General features: G+C 57.9%; 16 protein-coding genes and 1 pseudogene. 10 read left to right on the top strand and 7 right to left on the bottom strand.

The window, feature by feature from the left end; translation table 11 throughout:
- Entirely contained in the window at positions 1-1,509 is a 1,509-nt protein-coding gene (locus CUC55_RS03915; protein ID WP_067653344.1) for a tripartite tricarboxylate transporter permease, read from the top strand.
- A gap of 67 nt (positions 1,510-1,576) precedes the next feature.
- The gene (locus tag CUC55_RS03910) at positions 1,577-2,758 is read left to right on the top strand and encodes an alpha-hydroxy acid oxidase (RefSeq protein WP_103087044.1); all 1,182 of its coding nucleotides are present in this window, start codon (positions 1,577-1,579) and stop codon (positions 2,756-2,758) included.
- Between the two features lie 240 nt (positions 2,759-2,998).
- On the opposite strand, the gene CUC55_RS03905 is transcribed toward CUC55_RS03910, so the two are convergent.
- The 5 genes and pseudogenes from CUC55_RS03905 to CUC55_RS03885 all read right to left on the bottom strand — a co-directional run bounded on the left by CUC55_RS03905 (position 2,999) and on the right by CUC55_RS03885 (position 7,882).
- Positions 2,999-3,352, bottom strand: coding sequence for a cyclophilin-like fold protein (locus tag CUC55_RS03905; protein WP_425352737.1), 354 nt, complete (start codon positions 3,350-3,352; stop codon positions 2,999-3,001).
- A 128-nt stretch (positions 3,353-3,480) separates the two neighbouring features.
- Positions 3,481-4,671, bottom strand: a complete 1,191-nt coding sequence (locus CUC55_RS03900; RefSeq protein WP_103087042.1) for a (R)-mandelonitrile lyase — start codon at positions 4,669-4,671, stop codon at positions 3,481-3,483.
- A gap of 78 nt (positions 4,672-4,749) precedes the next feature.
- A pseudogene (locus CUC55_RS03895) lies at positions 4,750-5,495 on the bottom strand (SDR family oxidoreductase).
- Between the two features lie 89 nt (positions 5,496-5,584).
- Entirely contained in the window at positions 5,585-6,586 is a 1,002-nt protein-coding gene (locus CUC55_RS03890) for an alpha/beta hydrolase (RefSeq protein ID WP_425352736.1), read from the bottom strand.
- 174 nt (positions 6,587-6,760) lie between these two features.
- The gene (locus CUC55_RS03885; RefSeq protein ID WP_103087086.1) at positions 6,761-7,882 is read right to left on the bottom strand and encodes an MFS transporter; all 1,122 of its coding nucleotides are present in this window, start codon (positions 7,880-7,882) and stop codon (positions 6,761-6,763) included.
- Positions 7,883-8,093: 211 nt separating this feature from the next.
- Between CUC55_RS03885 and CUC55_RS03880 the strand changes: the two genes are divergently transcribed.
- A complete protein-coding gene (locus tag CUC55_RS03880) occupies positions 8,094-8,981 on the top strand; it encodes a LysR family transcriptional regulator (protein WP_103087085.1) in 888 nt (295 codons plus the stop codon).
- Positions 8,982-9,288: 307 nt separating this feature from the next.
- Here CUC55_RS03880 and CUC55_RS03875 read toward each other — a convergent pair whose 3' ends face one another.
- Together CUC55_RS03875 and CUC55_RS03870 are read right to left on the bottom strand one after the other, a co-directional pair.
- Complete coding sequence (locus CUC55_RS03875; protein ID WP_425352735.1) at positions 9,289-10,125, bottom strand: nucleotidyl transferase AbiEii/AbiGii toxin family protein; 837 nt, start codon at positions 10,123-10,125, stop codon at positions 9,289-9,291.
- A gap of 97 nt (positions 10,126-10,222) precedes the next feature.
- On the bottom strand, positions 10,223-10,810 hold the full coding sequence (locus CUC55_RS03870; RefSeq protein ID WP_060504954.1) for a DUF6088 family protein: 588 nt from the start codon (positions 10,808-10,810) through the stop codon (positions 10,223-10,225).
- 491 nt (positions 10,811-11,301) lie between these two features.
- Between CUC55_RS03870 and CUC55_RS03865 the strand changes: the two genes are divergently transcribed.
- The 7 genes from CUC55_RS03865 to CUC55_RS03830 all read left to right on the top strand — a co-directional run bounded on the left by CUC55_RS03865 (position 11,302) and on the right by CUC55_RS03830 (position 19,383).
- Positions 11,302-12,360, top strand: coding sequence for a LacI family DNA-binding transcriptional regulator (locus CUC55_RS03865; RefSeq protein ID WP_103087039.1), 1,059 nt, complete (start codon positions 11,302-11,304; stop codon positions 12,358-12,360).
- Between the two features lie 5 nt (positions 12,361-12,365).
- On the top strand, positions 12,366-13,967 hold the full coding sequence (locus CUC55_RS03860) for an FAD-dependent oxidoreductase (RefSeq protein WP_103087038.1): 1,602 nt from the start codon (positions 12,366-12,368) through the stop codon (positions 13,965-13,967).
- 49 nt (positions 13,968-14,016) lie between these two features.
- Positions 14,017-15,279: an ABC transporter substrate-binding protein gene (locus CUC55_RS03855; RefSeq protein WP_067653356.1), complete on the top strand. Its 1,263-nt coding sequence runs from the start codon at positions 14,017-14,019 to the stop codon at positions 15,277-15,279.
- A gap of 10 nt (positions 15,280-15,289) precedes the next feature.
- Positions 15,290-16,225 (top strand): carbohydrate ABC transporter permease, encoded by a 936-nt coding sequence (locus CUC55_RS03850; RefSeq protein ID WP_103087037.1) that lies wholly within the window; start codon positions 15,290-15,292, stop codon positions 16,223-16,225.
- Positions 16,215-17,057 (top strand): carbohydrate ABC transporter permease, encoded by an 843-nt coding sequence (locus CUC55_RS03845; RefSeq protein ID WP_103087036.1) that lies wholly within the window; start codon positions 16,215-16,217, stop codon positions 17,055-17,057. The genes CUC55_RS03850 and CUC55_RS03845 overlap by 11 nt, the downstream gene beginning before the upstream one ends.
- Before the next feature lie 16 nt (positions 17,058-17,073).
- A complete protein-coding gene (locus tag CUC55_RS03840; protein WP_067653361.1) occupies positions 17,074-18,126 on the top strand; it encodes an ABC transporter ATP-binding protein in 1,053 nt (350 codons plus the stop codon).
- A gap of 915 nt (positions 18,127-19,041) precedes the next feature.
- Positions 19,042-19,383: a helix-turn-helix transcriptional regulator gene (locus tag CUC55_RS03830; protein ID WP_103087035.1), complete on the top strand. Its 342-nt coding sequence runs from the start codon at positions 19,042-19,044 to the stop codon at positions 19,381-19,383.
- The last annotated feature ends 104 nt before the right edge of the window (positions 19,384-19,487 follow it).

Raw genomic sequence — 19,487 nt, 5'->3', positions numbered from 1 at the left:
ATGGCTTTTCTCGACGTCCTTATGCTCGGCTTCTCTGAGGCCCTGACACCCACCAATCTGATGTTTTGTTTCCTCGGTGCATTGTTGGGAACCCTAATCGGCGTGCTGCCGGGTATCGGGCCAACCGCAACCGTGGCAATTCTTCTGCCGGTGACCTTCTTCCTACCGCCGCTAGGTGCCTTGATCATGTTGTCAGGTATATTCTACGGCGCTCAATATGGTGGCTCCACCACAGCCATTCTGGTCAATCTGCCTGGTGAAGCCTCGGCGGTGGTAACCGCAATCGATGGCTACCAGATGGCGCGAAAGGGCAGGGCGGGTGCCGCACTGGCAATTGCAGCGCTCGGCTCCTTCTTTGCGGGCACCGTTGCGACCATTGCGCTCGCCGTTGCAGGACCGACGCTGTCGTCCTTCGCACTCTCCTTCGGCCCGGCGGAATATGTCGCGCTGTGCATCTTCGGTTTGCTCGCAGCCACTATTCTCGCACACGGCTCCGTCGTAAAGGCCATAGGTATGGTCTGCCTCGGCCTCGTGCTGGGCATGGTCGGTATTGATGTCAACAGCGGCTCTGCCCGCATGACGTTCGGCTCGACCGACCTCTATGATGGCATTGATTTCGTCGTGATCGCGGTTGGCCTGTTCGGCATCGCCGAAATCGCCACCAATCTGGAATCAAAGGAAGTACGCGGTGTGCTGCAAAGCAAAATCGGCAGGCTCTGGCCCACCCGTGAAGAGTTCAAGGATAGCTGGGCGGCCGTGTTGCGCGGCACTGGGGTCGGCACCATCCTAGGCGTTCTGCCGGGTGGTGGCGCGACTTTGAGCGCCTTTAGCGCTTATTCTGTTGAAAAGCGCATTTCCAAGACACCGGAAAAGTTCGGTCATGGTGCCATCGCTGGTGTTGCTGGCCCCGAAGCTGCCAATAATGCCGGCGCTCAGTCCTCGTTCATTCCTCTTCTGACACTCGGTATTCCGTCCAATTCCATCATGGCTATGATGCTAGGCGCGATGACCATTCACGGCATCACGCCCGGTCCATCGGTCATCCAGAACCAGCCGGAACTGTTCTGGGGTCTGGTTGCCTCCATGTGGCTTGGCAATGCCATGCTGCTTGTCATCAACCTGCCGCTGATCGGGCTTTGGGTAAAGCTGCTGCAAATCCCGTATCGCCTGATGTATCCAGCAATCCTGTTGTTCTGCTGCGTTGGTGTTTACAGCGTCAGCAATCGCGGTTTCGATGTCGCACTGGTGATCCTCTTTGGTATCCTGGGCTATGTCTTGCGCAAAGCAAAATGCGAACCGGGTCCGCTTCTTCTCGGTTTCGTCCTGGGTCCATTGCTGGAAACGAACTTGCGCCGCGCGATGCTGCTGTCTCAAGGGGACTGGCTGGTCTTCTTCGAGCGTCCCATCAGTGCAGTGCTTCTGGCCGTAACGGGTTTGATGTTGCTGACTCTGATCCTGCCGACCATCCGCAAGAATAGAAAAGCTGCATTCGAGGCGAGCGAAGACTAAAAAAAANGGGCGCCGCGAGGCGTCCTTTTTCACTCCCCTTTTCGTGATAACCATAAGAGCTAAAATCATGTTTCCCGGTTTTCCTTCCCTAGCGAAGCACCGTTTGCGCGGCGTCCTGTCTCTCGATGACTTCGAAGGTTTGGCAAAGCGGCACCTGCCAAAGCCACTTTTCGGGTACATTGCCGGTGCAAGCGAAACGAATGCGTCCCTCAAGATGAATGCCGACGCATTCAGAGGCATGACTTTCCAGCCCCGCGTTCTTAGAAATACGTCTTCCCGATCGACGCAGACCACTCTGTTCGGTGAAGAATGGAACTCACCCTTTGGCATAGCGCCCATGGGCATCAGTGCTTTGATGGCCTATCGCGGAGATATCGTGCTGGCAAAAGCCGCGCAGGATGCTGGCATTGCCATGGTCATGAGTGGTTCGTCCTTGATTCGGCTTGAGGAGATTGTCGAGGCTGCGCCACGATCGTGGTTTCAAGCCTATCTGCCGGGTGAGCCGGATCGGATCGATGCACTGATTGACCGCGTCGCCTCGGCAGCGTACAAAACACTTGTGTTGACGGTCGATACCCCCGTCTTGGCCAACCGTGAGAACAACATTCGCGCAGGCTTCTCGACACCGCTTCGACCGAGTGTGCGTCTCGTCTGGCAGGGATTGACCCACCCGGCCTGGACTATCGGCACATTTGCACGCACGATCCTTAACCACGGCATTCCCCATTTCGAGAACTCCTATGCAACGCGGGGTGCACCGATCATTGCGTCGAACGTGATGCGTGACTTCGGCAAGAAAGATCATTNGAGCTGGGAGCATTTTAGCCGTATCAGGCAAAGGTGGAACGGTAATCTGGTCGTGAAGGGAATTCTCCACCCGGAAGATGCGGCCATTGCCGTACAGCGTGGAGCAGACGGGATCATCGTCTCCAACCATGGCGGCAGGCAATTGGACGGTACTATTGCCCCGCTGAAAGCGCTCCCCGCGATTGTGGATAAAGTGGGGTTTAAGACAGCTGTCATGATCGATGGAGGATTTCGCAGAGGCACGGACATCGTAAAAGCGCTGGCTCTCGGTGCGAAGTTCGTTTTCGTCGGCAGACCATTTCTCTACGCAGCAGCGGTGGGTGGACAAGCCGGTGTCGCAAAGGCCGTGAGCATTCTTTCAGATGAGCTGCATCGGAACATGGGGCTGTTGGGCGTGACGGAAATCAATGAACTGTCATCGCTGTTAATCCAAAGACGCTGACGTCCGAAGGTCAAGCGCGAAGAGTCGGAAATTTTGACTTTGTCGGATACAAACCCTTACTCCCATTTNCATCTATCAAGAACGCAGTTGGCGGCTTAGGTCGAAGGTTCTGATCCAGTCAAGAGCAAGGCAACGATTGCTTCAGTCATTTNGCGCAAATGAAATTGACACTCCAACAGCTGCAGTTTTGCCTGTTGCTTGAGGTAAGCTGCTTCAAACGGGTCCGATGCTTGAGATATCCTAATCAGTTTTTNCCAGGGTTGCAGTGATGGGCCCTGGGCGGTCGAATAGCGAAACATCGCCGGTGGTCTGCCCGAGGATGATAATGCCCGGAGCGGGAACGCGGCCGCTGCGATAATAGATCACGAAATGATCGGCACTCCAGAGGCCGAGCATACCGACCGAGAAGTCTCGCTGTCGTGTAAGCTCAGGCAGGGCAGAGGGCAGGTTTCCCGTCTTTTCTTGGCGGAGATGGTCGGACATCTCGATTGTCAATGGCAGCATCCGCGCCAGCGATCTGGCGGCTTCGTTGTCGGCGAGGGTAGCGGTGACTTCTCCCCACGCTGAGGAAATCCGGATGCTTTCTTGAGCCATGACAGGTCCTGTCAATCCTAGTGCGACGACAGCAGAGGCCAATATTGTCTTGGGCACGTGATCGTCTCCGTTTCGTTTTGCATCGAATGCGCGGAGTGGTCACCCACCCCGCCGCCGATAGTTTGGTTCTACTCAGCGGCGCCCTTGGCGTAGTCCTCATCGGACACCTTCTCCATCCAGGTGACAGCGCTTCCGTCGAGCGCTTCGGCAACCGCGAAATGGCTCATCGGCTCACTAGGTGAGGCCCCATGCCAATGCCGGATCAGCGGTGGTATCCAGACAACGTCTCCTGGGCCGACTTGCTGAATTGGCTCACCTTCCTTCTGCACCCAGCCGCGCCCGCTTACGATGAACAGAGTTTGCCCGAGAGGATGTGTATGCCAAGCAGTGCGAGCACCAGCCGAGAAGGAAACCGTGGCGCCGCCAATGCGCGCAGGAGCGTCGGCTTGATAACGGGCTGAGATATGGACGCTGCCTGTGAAGTACTCAGCAGGCGCTGGCGCAGCACTGCTTCCTGCGGGAGTGATCGTAATGTTTGCCTGTGGAGCGCTCATTTCAATTCCATTCCTGTTTNCAAAAACCTTTTTTAGGACAGGTACCGCGGACATGGCTCTGGGCCAGCCAGAGTAGAATGCAACATGTGTCAGTATTTCGGAAGCTTCTGACTGCGTTAAGCCGTTATCCATCGCGCGGTTGGCATGGAACGGCAATTGCTCCGGCTGACCAACCGCGATCAGCGCGGCCATCGTCACGAGGCTCCGGTCTCGCGCTGAAAGATCTGGTCGCTGCCACAAGTCTCCGAACAGCACACGGTTAGTAAGGTCAGCTAGCGCCGCCGCTGTCGGCGCAACGGCAGCATCGACCGTCGCTTTTCGAGTGGCCTCGGCTGCGACTTCCAATTTAATGCGTGTCGCTTCGCTGTTGCTCAAAGGTGCAATCTGGCGCTCATCGAAGATCTTCTCTGTTTCTGTGACGGCAGAGATTGCATTCGGCCATCCCGAGTAGAACGCTAGATGCGTGATGAGCTCACCGATCTCGCCGGGCTTCACGTCGTTATCCAGGGCGCGGCTGACATGTGCAGCGATCTGCTCGTTTTTCCCGGTAGACACAATTGCCGAGAGGGTGACGAGGCTACGGTCGCGAGGCGCAAGGTCGGTTCTTACCCAAACCTCACCGAAGAGGACGTCATCCGTGAAATGACCAAGCCCTGGTGCGACCGTGTAGACGGCTGGAGGAGCAACCCTTCTGCGCTCTTCCTGGGCTTCCACTCCTGTTGCGGCGAGAGCCGAGATGGCAATGCTTGCGGCAATGTTCTTCATCTGGGTATCCTTAAATTACTGTCATGGACTGTGGGGCCGTCGCGAACGGGNCCCCTAGGACGGACTGCGGCTCAAGGTTTAAAGTTCCTGAGCGGTCGGACGGAAANGGATCTCATTGATCGCAACATCCTCGGGCTCGTTGATCGCGAATGCGACCATCCGGGCGAAGGTTTCGGCTGGCACGCCGACCTGCCCGACATAGTCCTGGTTCGCTTTCTGCACGTCCTTCTCGGTAATGTGTTCGAGGAGTTCCGTCTTGACAGCGCCCGGAGATATGATCGTGGTGCGAATGTTGTAGGGAGCCATCTCCTGCCGTAGCCCCTCGGATACGGCCCTCACGGCAAACTTGGTCGCTGAATACACAGCCGAGCCGCCGAAAAGCTTGTGGCCTGCCACGGAGGACAGGTTAATGATGTGGCCGGATCTCTGGGCTTTCATGTGCGGGAGTGCTGCGGCGATGCGTAGAGAACACCCTTGAGATTGACGTCGATCATCTGATCCCACTCATCAACCCTCAACCTCTCCAGCGGAGAGAGTGGCATGATGCCCGCATTATTGATGAGCACGTCGATCCGTCCGTAGGTTTCCACGCCGGTGTCCACCAGCGTCCGCAGGTCATCCTGCCTCGTCACATCGGTCGTGACAGAAGTGGCCTTGCCACCAGCATCGATGATTTTGGCGGCAAGTGTATCGATGCGGTCGGCACGACGCGCACCGAGGACAACATTTGCGCCCTGGGCGGCAAGGTGACGGGCGGCTGCCGCCCCCATCCCGCTTGAGGCGCCAGTGATGACAATGGTCTTGCCGGCGATGTTGTCGGTCATTTCAGATCTCCTTTCGAGAGGGAGGCAGGTACGGGGCAGTGCCAGCGGCAAACCCCGTTGCAAATAGCCACTTCTTGCGATGGATTTGCCTACGCAAGATGCTGATCGAAGAAGGCTTTCAGCTTGTCGAACGGGATGAGGTCGACACGGTCATAGAGATCGACGTGACCGGCTCCCTTGACCCAGACCAGTTCCTTTGGCTCGGACGCCCGGTTGTAAGCATCCTGGCTGAATTCCTTCGAATGAGCCTGGTCTCCAGAGATGAACAGCATTGGGCGCGAGATCGTCTCAATGTCGTTGAACGGATAGAAGTTCATGAATTTGACGCTGCTGCTCAGGGTCGGCTTAGTCGTCGTCTCCCTTGCCACGCCTGCAGGCGTGAATTCACCGCGAGGCGTCCGGTAGAAGTCATAGAACTCACGCTGGATTGGATCCGTCTCAGCCGTCAGTTGCAACGTGGTGCCACCGATGTACAGGATATTGGAGCCATCTGCCTCGGCCCAGCGCTGTTCTGCGGCAGTGGCGATGAACTGCTTACGCTGCTCGACCGTTTGCGATTTGTTCAATGCATCGCGAAAAGCAGCGCCCATGTCGTACATACTGACGGTCGCGACTGCCTTGATGCGCGGATCGATCTTGGCCGCACTGATAACGAAGCTGCCACTGCCGCAGACGCCGATGGCGCCGATATTGGTGCGGTCAACGAAGGCATGCGAGCCAAGGAAATCGACCCCTGCGCTGAAGGCTTCGGCATAGGCTTCCGGAGAAACCAGATTGCGCGATTGTCCTTCGCTTTCGCCCCAGAACGGCAGATCGATGGACATCGCGACAAAACCCTGTTCGGCCATTTTGGTGGCGTAGAGATTGGCACTCTGTTCCTTGACCGCACCCATTGGGTGGCCAACGATGATCGTCGGATGCTTCGACGTCTGGTCGAGGTCCTTAGGTAGGAAAAGATTGCCGGCGACATTTGTTTGATACTGGGTTTNGAATGTGACCTTCTGCAGGGTCACCTTATCGCTGGTGTAGAAATTGGAGGCGCCGTTGGACATGTCTTGAGCCTTTGAAATTGTTGCGTCGAAANTAGACATCGCCCCTAGGGCAGCGACGCCAGCGCCTGTCATCTTGAGCAGACTGCGGCGGTCGATGGTGGTTTTCTGCGTTATCGTGTTGTCTTGATTTTGGTTGATCATTTGATGTGTCCTTGAATGGTGATGAGCTGGATTTCACTTGGGTGCATTGCATGGAATGACCGCCGTGACAGTTTATGGGCGTGTCGAGAAACGCGATGCGGCGATGGAGAGCAGGAACGAGCCAACAAGTAGCCCTGCTGCGAAGAGGAAAGCGGTCCACCAGCCGTAGCCATCAAACAGCACGCCGCCGATCGAAGCGCCCAGCGTAATGGCAAGCTGGATGGTTGCGACTTGAAGCCCGCCGCCTGCCTCCGCATCGTCAGGCATGGTGCGGCTGAGCCAGGTGCCCCAGCCGACGGGAGCGGCCGTGCTGAACAGGCCCCAGCCAATGAGGAGTGCGGCCGTTATGATCGGGGAAGATCCGAACGCGATCAGTCCCACTGCAAGGATCGCCATGATGAGAGGGATCGTGCCCAGGATGAGGAAGAGGTGTTTGTGCAGCAGTTGGCTGACGATTGTGGTTCCGGCGACGCCTGCCAGACCCATCAAANGAAGCAGGAGCGAGAGCGTCGATATCGAGACTGAGGTGACGGTTTCCAGAAATGGGCGCAGATATGTAAACAGGGCGAATTGACCCATGAACAGCAACAGGATCGCGATCATGCCGATGGCAACCTGAGGCCGGGTGAGCAGCCTGAAAACATTCGACGAACCCTCGTGGCGGCGGGGCGGAAGCGACGGCAGGCTCATCCACTGCCAAACCAGTGCGACAAGTGCCAGAGGGACGACGGTAAAGAATGCGCCGCGCCAGCCGATATAGCTCCCGAGCAAACTTCCCAGCGGCGCGGATATCGTTGCTGCAATCGCATTGCCTGCGTTTAGCATGGCAAGGCCCTTGGGGACGGAATCCTCCGGTACAAGCCGCATGACGATCGAGGTCGACATCGACCAGAACCCGCCGATGGCGACACCGAGCATAGCGCGCCCAACCATCAGGACGGTATAGTTAGGAGCGAACGTCACGATCGCTCCCGAGAGCACCAGCATCAATGAGAACGCGGCGAGAACTATCCGCCTGTCGAACCTGCGCACCAGTCCCGCGACGAAAATGCTGGTCAAGACAGCAAACACCCCGGAGATCGAGATTGCCTGGCCGGCACGACCTTCCGTCACGCCCAGTTCGTTTGCAACCGGTGAGAGGAGGCTCACCGGCATGAACTCAGAGGCAATCAAAACGGCCACGCACAAGGCCATTGAAAAGACGGCTCCCCAGGCTGCTTTGGGTTCATGCGACGTCTGTGCCACCGGGGTTGCAGCGCCATTGTCACCGTTGTCGAAGTCGGATGAGGTGTAAGCTTGATGTGTCATGGCGCCACTATATGTCGGGCTCAGTATTAAGATTAGCCATTGCAATTCGCTTGGACTTATCGATCTATGACATCAATCAATGAAGGCGGAGGCGACCATGAAACGGGAAGATCTCAATGACATGCTGTGGTTCCTGGCGGTCGCCGAGGAGCGAAGCTTTACCAAGGCTGCGGCGAAACTTGGCACCTCGCAATCAACCATCAGCCACACAATCAAAAAACTTGAAGCTCGGATGGGTCTTCGCCTGCTGACGCGGACAACGCGCAATGTCGCTCCGACGGAAGCCGGTGAGAGATTGATTAGATCACTGGCGCCGCGCATTGAGGAAATCGAAACCGAGATCGATGCTCTGATGGAGATCCGGGACAAACCGTCTGGTTCGGTCAGGATAACACTCTCCGATCATGCACTTGAGAGCGTCGTGTGGCCTAAACTGCGATCGATGCTGCACGAGTTTCCCGACATCAAGGTCGAGCTGAACAGTGATAATGGGTTTCGAAATATCGTTGAAGAGAAGTTCGATGCAGGTGTCCGCTTGGGTGAAAGCCTGGACAAGGACATGATCGCTGTTCGCATCGGCCCAGACTGGCGGTTGGTCGCAGTCGCGTCTCCTCGGTATCTGGATGCTCGGACACTTCCCTTAACGCCGCAAGAACTGGTGGGTCACGATTGCATCAATCACCGGCAATCGCGAGCAGGTGGCCTTTACGCTTGGGAGTTCGAAANGGATGGCAGAGAAGTCCGGGTCCGTGTTGAGGGGCAACTGACGTTCAATTCGTCATACGCGATGATTGATGCAGCAGTTGCCGGATATGGCATCGCCTATGTGCCGGAAAGTCTCGTTGAAAAAGAGCGCGCGTCGGGACAATTGACACAAATCCTTGATGACTGGTCTCCGATGTTTACAGGATACTACCTATTCTATCCAAGCAGGCGGCAGAACTCACCTGCATTCAAGGTTGTCGTTGATGCTTTGAGGGCTTGAATTTTCAATCACCCCGAATGGTCGAGCCCAAAATGCCGTGCAGAACGAAATGGCAACAAAAAAGAAAGGAAATTATCGCTTTAAATCGTGGCTCTCTCAAGTTTCAGAGATAGAGTGTCAAAGGTTCGATTCCTATCAAGGCGAGGTAAGATAGTCGATTTGCAAAGATGTCGATCCTGGTTTGTTAACTGCGGTCACCGGCGGATCTGCGGTATGAGCTCGTCCTAATACCGCATAGCGAAGGCGTCCACCCGGACACGTAAATAAGTGGACTTTCGAGAAGATCAGCCGGATGCGACGTCTCTCGTTAGAGACGCTCCGCGTAGATGGTGATGCGGGCAAGGATCTCTTTCAGGCTGGGCCGGCNATGATAATAGAGAGCCGAGGTCCACTCATATGCGCGCTCGTAAAGCCCCAACGTCCCGGGGTCGGAAAGGCTGAAAGCGGGATTGCTGCTTATGTTCTGATCATCAGCCTTCGGGAAACGTCGGTCCTTGTGCGCAAGATAGGCTTCTGTACCGATGAAGTCTTGCACTTCCGGCTGGTCCAGTAGGCAGAAGACGTCGTAATAGTGCCGCAGGAAATTAGCGGGAAACTGGCCGGTTTCCTGCTGCTTGCGATATTTGGTGGAAATGGTCTGGAGCTTCTCGACCAGCGTGTAGCCGGGCTCGTAGCAGGGAACGGCCATTGCGCGATTATCGATCAGCTCGACGCGAGATGCCGCGTAATCATAGGCCCAGGAGCTGATATCCCTGTCGATATTGGGAGCCACCGTGTCGAAGCCGGCTTCGAGCAACACGCCGTCCTTGAGATCCGATTTCGTGCCGGTCGTCTCGGGGTAGTAGAGGCGGATGCCGCCGCTGCGATACGTCTCGTTGTCGAATTCGGTATCGCGCTCGATCTTTNGGATACCGTCGATCGTGATTGTCTCGGCCAGCCAGTCATAGAAGGCCTTCCGGCTTTCACGATGCGCCGCCTTGTCGTGATTAGGGCCGGTTTTTACCTCCATCGCCTTCGGCGGTTCGATACGGATATCGATATCCTCCGAAANGCGGTTGATGATGCGGTATCCTTTCGATAGCGAGGTGCCTCCCTTCAGCTCGAACGTCATCTCCAACTGCTGCAGGCCGTACAGGCAATGCATGATCCAGTAGTCTTTTTCGACCAGCACCGGCTGCACCTTCATCTGCTCAGCGACGATGCGCAGCAGGGACGCAAAATCCTTGTGCTTATGGAGGAAATCAGCTGGCATGCGTGTCGGCGGCGAGGGTGTTGAAGAATTTACGCGTGCGCACCATGCCGTATTCCTTGGCGGCACGGGTGAGGGCGGTGCGATTGCCCTGCAGGGCACGTTCCTTCACGCGGGCCAGCACCTGATCGCGGTCCTCGGCCAGCTGGTCGAGATTGTTGACCAGGTCGACCAGCAGGAATTCTTTGGTCAGGGTTTTGGGGAAGGCTGGCTTTCTGCGGAACTCGAACTCTCGGCCGCCCAGCATGAAGTTGCCGTGGCGCTTATGGTTATAGACGACGGTCTTGTTATAGAGCTGCGTCGCGCCGACACCCAGGCTGTTATAGGCATTGGGCGAGGTGACGAGGTAACGGTCATCCTTCAGGAAAGCCTCGACGAGCGCGTCATCCTCGGCGGGGGCTTTGCCGAACGCGGTCTGCTTCGGCCGGTGATAGACGCCGGTCGATAGCTTGGTCAGGTATCCTTCTGCCAGCAGCTGCTGAAGATGCCGATCGACAGACGACGACCATTGGGTGAGATCCTCCCGACGGTAGACCTTGCCGGACCGCAGATGCTTTTTCAATTCCTGTAACTTCGTCATGGGTTAGCTCCTGCACTCACTATAGCGACATATGGTCGTGAATGCAATTTTTNCCAAATTTCATGCAAANTCTGGCGGCGGCCCAGCATCTGGATTACTGAAATCATTGAGCTACCTAGGGGACTTTCCGGAAATCTCCACTATTTGAATATCGAAANTCCCGGAACTGACTTGCTCTCCGTAAGATTGCGAGTGACCGCCGACCGTTTGCTTGCCGCGCAATTCGAAGTGTCAAGTCTTGCACGGGATTGATAGGCTTCGTGCTCTCGCGGCTTTCCGCGACTGGAGCGTCAGACGCGTTGCAAAGCAGGCCTTTCCCAGCGCATCTCTGTCGCACTTCAAAGCGCCCTTTTACTCCAAGCTGGGGTTGGTCGATGCCGAACTTGGCTGCGTCGTTCATTTTTNCTCTTGACAGAAGATGTGCAAAAATTGCTAATGCGCATTAGCAGCTAATACGTATTAGCAGATTTNCGGCTTATGGAAGCAAGAACGTGGCAGCAACCAAGCGACTGACCCAGATCGACATCGCGAAGCTCGCAGGCGTCAGCCAGGCCACGGTCTCGCTTGTCCTGAATGGTGCGCCAACGGCTGTGGCACGCATTCCGGCGGAANCCCGCGAGCGGNTCCAGAAGGTCATCCGGGCCACCGGTTATGTCGCGGACCCTATTGCCCGGCGGATGGCCAAGGGCCTGAACCGCATCCTTGGCGTCTTCACGTACGAGCCGGCCTTCCCGAGCGCCCAGGCGGATTTCTTCACGCCCTTCCTGCTCGGCATCGAGGAAGAAGCGCAGCAGCAGAACTACGACCTGTTGCTTCTGACCAGCGCCGGCGTTGGCAACAACCGCAAGATCTTTNCAGAAAACAACCGACTGCGCATTGCCGATGGCTGCCTGGTTCTCGGGCGCGAATTCGATCGCGCGGAACTCGCCCGTCTTGTGGCCGAGGATTATCCATTCGTGGCGATCGGCCGACGTGAGGACGCTGGCGGACCCGTTCCTTACGTCGGTGGCGATTATGCCGCCGGCACCNGCGCGCTGGTGGAGAAGGCCTGTTTGCTCGGGCATTCGAGACTGGCCTACGTCGGGCCGCAGGGCCCGGCGGAATCCGTTGCCGACCGCTGGCTCGGATACCAGGCGGCGCTTTCGGCCACCGGTGCGCAACAGGCGTTACATATCGCCACCGTCAATCGCCCCGCCGAAGAGATCCTCGATGCGATCTTACACTCGGGCGCAACGGCAGCTTTCTTCATCGAACTGGCCGACGCTGTCCGGGTGGAGATCTTGGCGCGCGAGCGTGGAGTTTCGGTGCCCGGCGATCTGTCGATGATCGTGCTCGGCAGTCACATCCGCGCCGGACGCAGCGCGGTGCGCTTCACCTCCTACGAGATCCCGCGAGAGGAGATGGGCCGGCAGGCCACAGCCATGCTGGTGACCCGAATCGAGACCGGCGGCATCGGCACTCAGATCCTTCTTCCCTGCGAGCCCGTCGAGGGAGAGACACTAGGACCTAGTCCTTCAGATCCAGCACAAAAAACGGATGGTATGACGTGAAAGAGATGCGAGCAGATATTCTTGTCGTGGGTGGCGGTCTTGGTGGGGTTGCGGCAGCACTCGGTGCTGCGCGGTCAGGCAAACGCGTCATCATGACGGAGGAATATGACTGGATCGGTGGTCAGCTCACCAGCCAGGCCGTGCCGTCCGACGAACACACATGGGTCGAGCAGTTCGGCATCACCCGATCCTATCGCAAGCTGCGCCAGGGCGTGCGCCAGTTTTATCGTGATCACTATCCGCTGACCGAAGGCGCCCGTGCCTGGGGCGATCTCAATCCCGGTGCCGGCTGGGTCAGCCGCATCTGTGCCGAGCCACGCGTCAGCCTTGCCGTCATGGAAAGCATGCTCGCACCCTATCGCGGCGCCGACCGGTTGACGGTACTGCAGCTCTATCGGCCTGTGGCAGCCGACGTTGACGGCGATACCGTCCGTTCGATCACCGTCCGCCACCGCGACAGCGGCGCTGAGATCGTGATCTTTGCCGATTACATTATCGATGCGACCGAACTTGGCGATCTCCTGCCGATGACCGGGACCGAATACGCGAAGGGCTTCGAGGCCCAGTCCGATACGGGCGAACCGAGTGCCCCGGCAGAAGCGCAGCCGGACAATGTCCAGGCCGTGTCGATCTGCTTTGCCATCGACNACGTGGATGGCGACCAGACGATCGACAAGCCGGAAANCTACGACTATTGGAAACAGTACCAGCCGCATTTCTGGGGTGGCCCGATGCTAGGCCTGACCGCGCCGCATCCGCGCACCCTGGAGCACACGACCCGCTCCTTCACACCCAATCCCGATGACGATCCGCTTCTCGTCGATGCCGACCAGCGCAAGGGTGGCGGTGACGAGAACCTCTGGATTTTTCGTCGCATTGCGGCCCGCAAGAATTTTACGCCCGGCTTCTACACGTCTGATATCTGCCTCGTGAACTGGCCGATGATCGACTACATGGATGGCACCATCATCGACGTTTCCGAAGAGGACAAGGCACGGCACCTGAAGTCGGCCGCCGATCTGTCCTATTCGGTCTTCTACTGGCTGCAGACGGAAGCGCCGCGCCTCGATGGCGGTCAGGGTTTTCACGGCCTGCGCCTGCGTGGCGATATCACCGGCACAGAGCACGGCCTCGCCATGGCGCCCTATATTCGTGAAAGTCGCCGCATCAAGCCTGTCACCCGCATTGTTGAGCAGGACCTTTCCCACACCGTTCGTGGTGACAAAGGAGCCCTGCGATACCGCGATAGCATCGGCATTGGAATGTATCGCATTGACTTGCACCCATCAACCGGCGGCGACAATTATGTAGACGTGCCGTCTTGCCCGTTTGAAATCCCGCTCGGCGCACTTCTGCCGCAACGGATGAAAAACCTAATCCCGGCCGGCAAGAACATCGGCACCACCCATATCACCAACGGTTGCTACCGCCTGCATCCGGTCGAATGGAATATCGGCGAGGTTGCCGGAATGCTGGCCGCCTTCAGTCTCGAAAAGGGCCTGACGCCGCATCAGGTGCAGGCCGACAACAAGCACCTTCACGATTTCCAGGCAGCACTGACCCGCGAGGGCATCGAGATCCGCTGGCCCGAGGTCGCGGCCTATTAAGCCAAACTACCATCTGTAGCTCGAACCCATCTTTGGAGGAGGACTGGGAATGCCCTATCACCTGACGTTGAAATCGACTGTCTTCGCGCTCGGTCTTCTGGGGCTGGGCGGCATTGCCCAGGCTCAGGACGCCGTGAACCTTCGGATGACCATCTGGAGTGCTAACGAGGCACATCTGAAACTGTTCAACGACATCGCCGCCGGCTTCAAGAAAGAGCATCCGAACGTCACGGTGGCCTTCGAGTCACTGCCGTTCGATACCTACACGACAGCACTGACCACCCAGGTTGCCGGTGGCAACGCCCCCGACATGGCATGGATCTTCGAGACCTCGGCCTACGACTTCGTCAAGTCGGGAGCGCTCTATCCGCTGACGGACACGCTCAAGGCGGCCAAAGGCTATAATCTCGAGGAAGTCAGCGCCGGTGCGACCGAACGCTGGACGCAGAATGGCGCGCTCTATGCCTATCCGTTCTCGACTTCGCCATTTGCGATGTTCGTCAACAACGACGTCATTAAGGCCGCCGGTGCCAAGACGCCGGCAGAGATGATCGCCAGCGGCGAATGGACCTGGGAGAACGCCATCGCGACCGCTTCAGCCGTCGGGAAATCCGGCAAGGGCGGCCTCGTCGTGCGCGATTTCAACTACCAGAACTGGCAGTATCTGACTTCAGTTTGGAACGGCTGGGGCGCTTCGCCCTGGAGCGAGGACGGCAAGACCTGCAGCATGGCCGACAAGCCGATGGCGGACGCCCTGTCGTTCATCCACGACGCCATCTTCACAAAGAAGGCGATGCCCGGCCCCGGCGAGACCGTCGACTTCTTCGCCGGCAATGCGGCGATGACCATCACGCAGATCAGCCGCGCCTCGCTGCTGCCCAAGGACAAGCCGTTCTCCTGGGATCTCGTGCCGTTACCAAAGGGTTCGGCCGGGGAGTATGCGCTGATCGGTCAGGCCGGCATCGGCGTCATGCAATCGGGCAAGAATGCCAAGACTGCGGCGGAGTTCGTCGCCTACATGACCAACCCGGAAAACTCGGCGAAGCTCAGCCAGTTCTTCCCGTCGGCACGCAAGTCGCTGCTGAATGCCGAGGTGCTGAAGAAGACCAATCCGCTGCTGAGCCAAGAGCAGATCGAAAAGGTCGTGATCAACGGCATAGCTACCGGCAAGGTGATGCCCGGGCATAGCGGCTTTGCCCAGATCCAGCAGATGGTCCGCTCGAACTTGGACGCCATCTGGCGCCCGGAAGCGGACGTGCCCGGCACGCTGCAGAAGATCTGCGGCCAGATCGGCCCGCTCTTGAAGCGCTGAGGAGATCGTCATGGCTGTTGCGCAGCATCATCATGAAACGTCGAAGACCGGCGCACTACCGCCGTTCTGGACGATCGCGCGGCGCGACAGCCTCGCCGGCTTCCTGTTCATCGCGCCACAACTGATCGGCATCATCACCTTCGTGCTGGTGCCGCTCGGCCTAGTGTTCTGGTATTCGCTGCATGAGTGGAATGTGCTGGCCAACACGTTCACCTTCACCGGCAGCCAGAACTACCGGATGGTGCTTGAAGATACCAACCTTCTCGAGGTGCTCGGCGCTACGGCCATCTTCTCGGTTGGTCTCGTCGTACTCAACATGTCGCTGGCGCTCCTGCTCGCCGTGCTGCTCAACCAGAAGCTCGCCGGCATCGCCATCTTCCGCACGCTGTTCTTCTCGCCGGTCGTGGTCTCGCTGGTCGCCTGGACGATCGTCTGGGGCTTTCTGCTGCAGAAGAACGGTGGCATCAACGGCATGCTGCTGATGATCGGCGTCGAGGGCCCGAACTGGCTGCGCGAGGACGTGACCGCGATGATCTCGGTCATCGTCGTGCAGGTGTTCAAGAATGTCGGGCTCAACATGATCCTGTTCCTCGCCGCCCTGCAGGGCGTCCCGAGGGAGCTTTACGAGGCGGCCCGCATCGATGGCGCACCGGCCTTCAAGCAGTTCCGCCGGATCACCCTGCCGCTGATCAGCCCGACCATCCTCTTGACCTCGATTATCACCATCGTCGGTTCGCTGCAGGTCTTCGCGCAGATCGCGGTGCTCACCCAGGGCGGCCCCGGCCTCTCGACCACGGTGCTGGTCTACTATCTTTACCAGCAGGCCTTCCAGTTCCACTATTTCGGCTACGGATCGACGCTCTCCATCCTGCTTTTCGTCATCGTCGCCGTCTTGACCTTTGCCCAGTGGCAGATGCGCAAGAGGATCGTGTTCTATGAAANCTGACCTTTCACCGCGCCTGCGGGTGGCGCTATACGGCCTGATGTGCGTGCTGCTTATTCCGTTTGTCTTTCCGACCTGGTGGATGGTCACCTCGTCGATCAAGCCGATCAGCGACATCTTTGCCTTCCCGCCGCAGTTGATCCCGCAGAACTACGACTGGACGACATACTCGAAAGTCTTTGAGCTGCAGCCTTTCGTCCAGCAGTACTGGAATTCGGCCTATATCGCCGCTGTCGTCACAATCGGTACTATGGTCGTGTCGTCGATGGCCGGCTACGCCTTCGCGCGGATCAGATTTCCCTACGCAGATACGATCTTCATGATCGTCCTGCTCGGCCTGCTGATCCCTTCGGAGGTGACGATCGTGCCGCTGTTCCAGATGTTTTTGAAGGCCGGCATGGTCAACACCCATTGGCCGCTGATCCTGGTGCCGATCTTCGGCGCACCAAGCGTGTTCGCCACCTTCGTGATGCGGCAGTTCTTCGTGACGCTGCCGTCCGAACTGGAGGAGGCCGCCCGCGTCGATGGCCTCGGCCGCTTCAAGATCTTCCGCAAGATCGCGCTGCCGCTGGCAAAGCCGGCGCTCGCCTCGGTCGCGATTTTCACCTTCCTGCACTCGTGGAACCTGTTTCTCGAACCCATTGTGTTCCTGTCGAGTGCCGACAAGTTCACCCTGCCGCAGGCACTGACGCAATACACCGACGCCTATGGGGGNCCGATGTGGAACATCCAGCTCGCCGCCGCCACGCTGACGGCGCTGCCCGTCCTCATCGTTTTCATTATCGCCCAGAAGCAGTTCGTCGAAGGACTAGCGCACACCGGCCTGAAGGGCTGAACAACAGGATCCCATCATGGCTCAGGTCACCCTTTCCAATATCCGCAAGAGCTATGGCTCCGTTAACGTCATCCATGGTGTAGATCTCGGTATCAACGATGGCGAGTTCGTCGTGCTGGTCGGTCCGTCCGGCTGCGGCAAGTCCACCCTGCTTCGGATGATCGCCGGACTCGAAACCATTAGCGGCGGCACGCTCGATATCGGCGGCCGCATCGTCAACGATCTCGATCCAAAGGATCGCGATATCGCCATGGTGTTCCAAAGCTATGCGCTCTATCCGCACATGACGGTCGCCACCAACATGGGCTTTTCGCTCGAGCACCGCGGCGGGTCCAAGGCCGAGATAACGGAACGGGTGAACTGGGCGGCCGGCATTCTCGGCCTCGAAAGCCTGCTTCAGCGCTATCCGCGTCAGTTGTCCGGAGGCCAGCGCCAGCGCGTGGCGATGGGGCGGGCGATTGTTCGCAATCCGCAGGTCTTTCTGTTCGACGAACCTCTGTCGAACCTTGATGCCAAACTGCGCGTCGTCATGCGCGGCGAGATCAAGTCGCTGCACCAGAAGCTGAAGACCACTACCGTCTATGTCACCCACGACCAGGTTGAGGCGATGACCATGGCCGACCGCATCGTCGTCCTCAACGGCGGGCGGGTGGAGCAGATCGGTGCGCCGCTCGATCTTTACGATCGCCCCGCCAACCGTTTCGTCGCCGGCTTCATCGGCTCGCCGTCGATGAATTTCCTTGAAGGAACGATCGCCCCGGATGGCTTTGCCACGGGCGGTCTGACAGTGCCGTTGCCCGCTGAAGCGCAGCGCCATGTTGGCCGTCCGGCGATCTTCGGCATCCGGCCCGAACATCTCAGGCTGGATCCGGCCGGCATACCGGCGGAAGTTTTGCTGGTCGAGCCGATGGGCGCCGAAACGCAGATCACGATGCGGCTTGGCGACACACAAGTCATCGGCGTGTTTCGCGAGCGTGTGGCCCTGTCACCCGGTGCAGTAATCAAGGTGATTCCAGACGCCGCGGCCGTCCATCTGTTCGATGCAGATGGCGGTCAGCGCCTCGAGTAGTCCAACGGACATCACGATAGCCAGACGAAGCATAACGGTCTGAGTTCACCTGCGAGAACAAGGATGATCCCGAGCAGAAGTCGCACTTCGAGACAGAGCCGCGCCTTTTTACCTTCCCGTACAGAACTGATCCATTTTGAAGTAAGCTCTGGCGCATTGAGAGGACCAGAAAATTAAGCGCAACCCTTTCAAGGTCCATTAGATTATCGGCATAATGACGGAACACAAGGCAGGCACGCGCGTCTCTGAGTCACGCCGCTCCGCTGCAATTTTGCGGTTCTCCTGAAGGAGTCCACGGTTCTAATCCGTTCAAGGCGTTAGAGAGGAGCATTTGATATCCGGAAACCAAATCGCCTAGGCACAGTACAAGCCTGGCAACTCTCTGCTTCTCTCCCTGATGGTGCTCAACGAGCCTGAAACCAGTCTGCATCCCAGCCTCCTTGCGCCCCTGTCTCGTTTGATCACCAGGGCGTGTGACAGGTCTCAACATCTGGTCGTGTCTTATACGGAGGAGTTGGTTGCACAACTTGACGCCGAGGGAAACGCTTTGATGGTGAGGCTCTCCAAGGTACTTGGCGAAACGGGAGCTGAAGGAACCGATGCACCTGCATGGAACTGGCTTGCCTCATCCTAAATGTAATGGACGAGTGCGGTTTTTCGACAAGGATGTGGCCGTGAAGCGCCCCGCGATGTCTCTGGGGTGCCGAACCACGTCTTGCAGAACCACATCTCACCTTCCGTGATCAGGTCCACCGCCTACACCCATTTCGCTGGTCCGCTCGCTGATAGTGTTGAGCTCGACGTGCAGGCGGGTCATAAGGGTGATGAAGCATTCGTTTGCGTTTACTGAAGCAGCAACTATGTCGTACCTTCTTGTTTCGCAGCGCAATCTCGATACCAATAAGGGAATGTTCGATGGCAATACAAAAAGTATCAATTCCACAGATCAAGGCTGCTAGAGCGTTATTGGATTGGTCCCAGTCTGACATGGCTGCCGCATGTGGCGTTTCCGAGTCGACAATAATAAGACTGGAAGCTGCCGAGGGTGATCTTGGTGGCCAGGTAGACACGATCGGCAAGATTGTAACGTCACTCGAGCAAGCGGGCGTGAAATTTATTGATGACAATCAGACATCGGCCGCAGGTGGCCCCGGTGTCCGGCTTGCCTTGTCGCCGAAGCCCGAAGTTCCCAGCCCGGAGACCGTGCAGTATCCTGAAANTATGGAGCCGGACGCGCCGACGGGTGCAGGCGGCTAGCTCTTCATTGACCTGCCCGTAACCTTTAAACGTCTGCTACTGGGTCGCGATCATCCCAGGTTTCATGTCTTTCCTGTGCATCATTGATGGCGTTGGATGGCAAC

Origin of the sequence: Agrobacterium bohemicum, assembly GCF_002896715.1 — a bacterium.
In the GTDB taxonomy this organism is placed as follows: Bacteria; Pseudomonadota; Alphaproteobacteria; order Rhizobiales; family Rhizobiaceae; genus Agrobacterium; species Agrobacterium bohemicum.
Note: the sequence above shows the minus strand (reverse complement) of the source record. Positions and strands in the feature narration are given on the sequence as shown.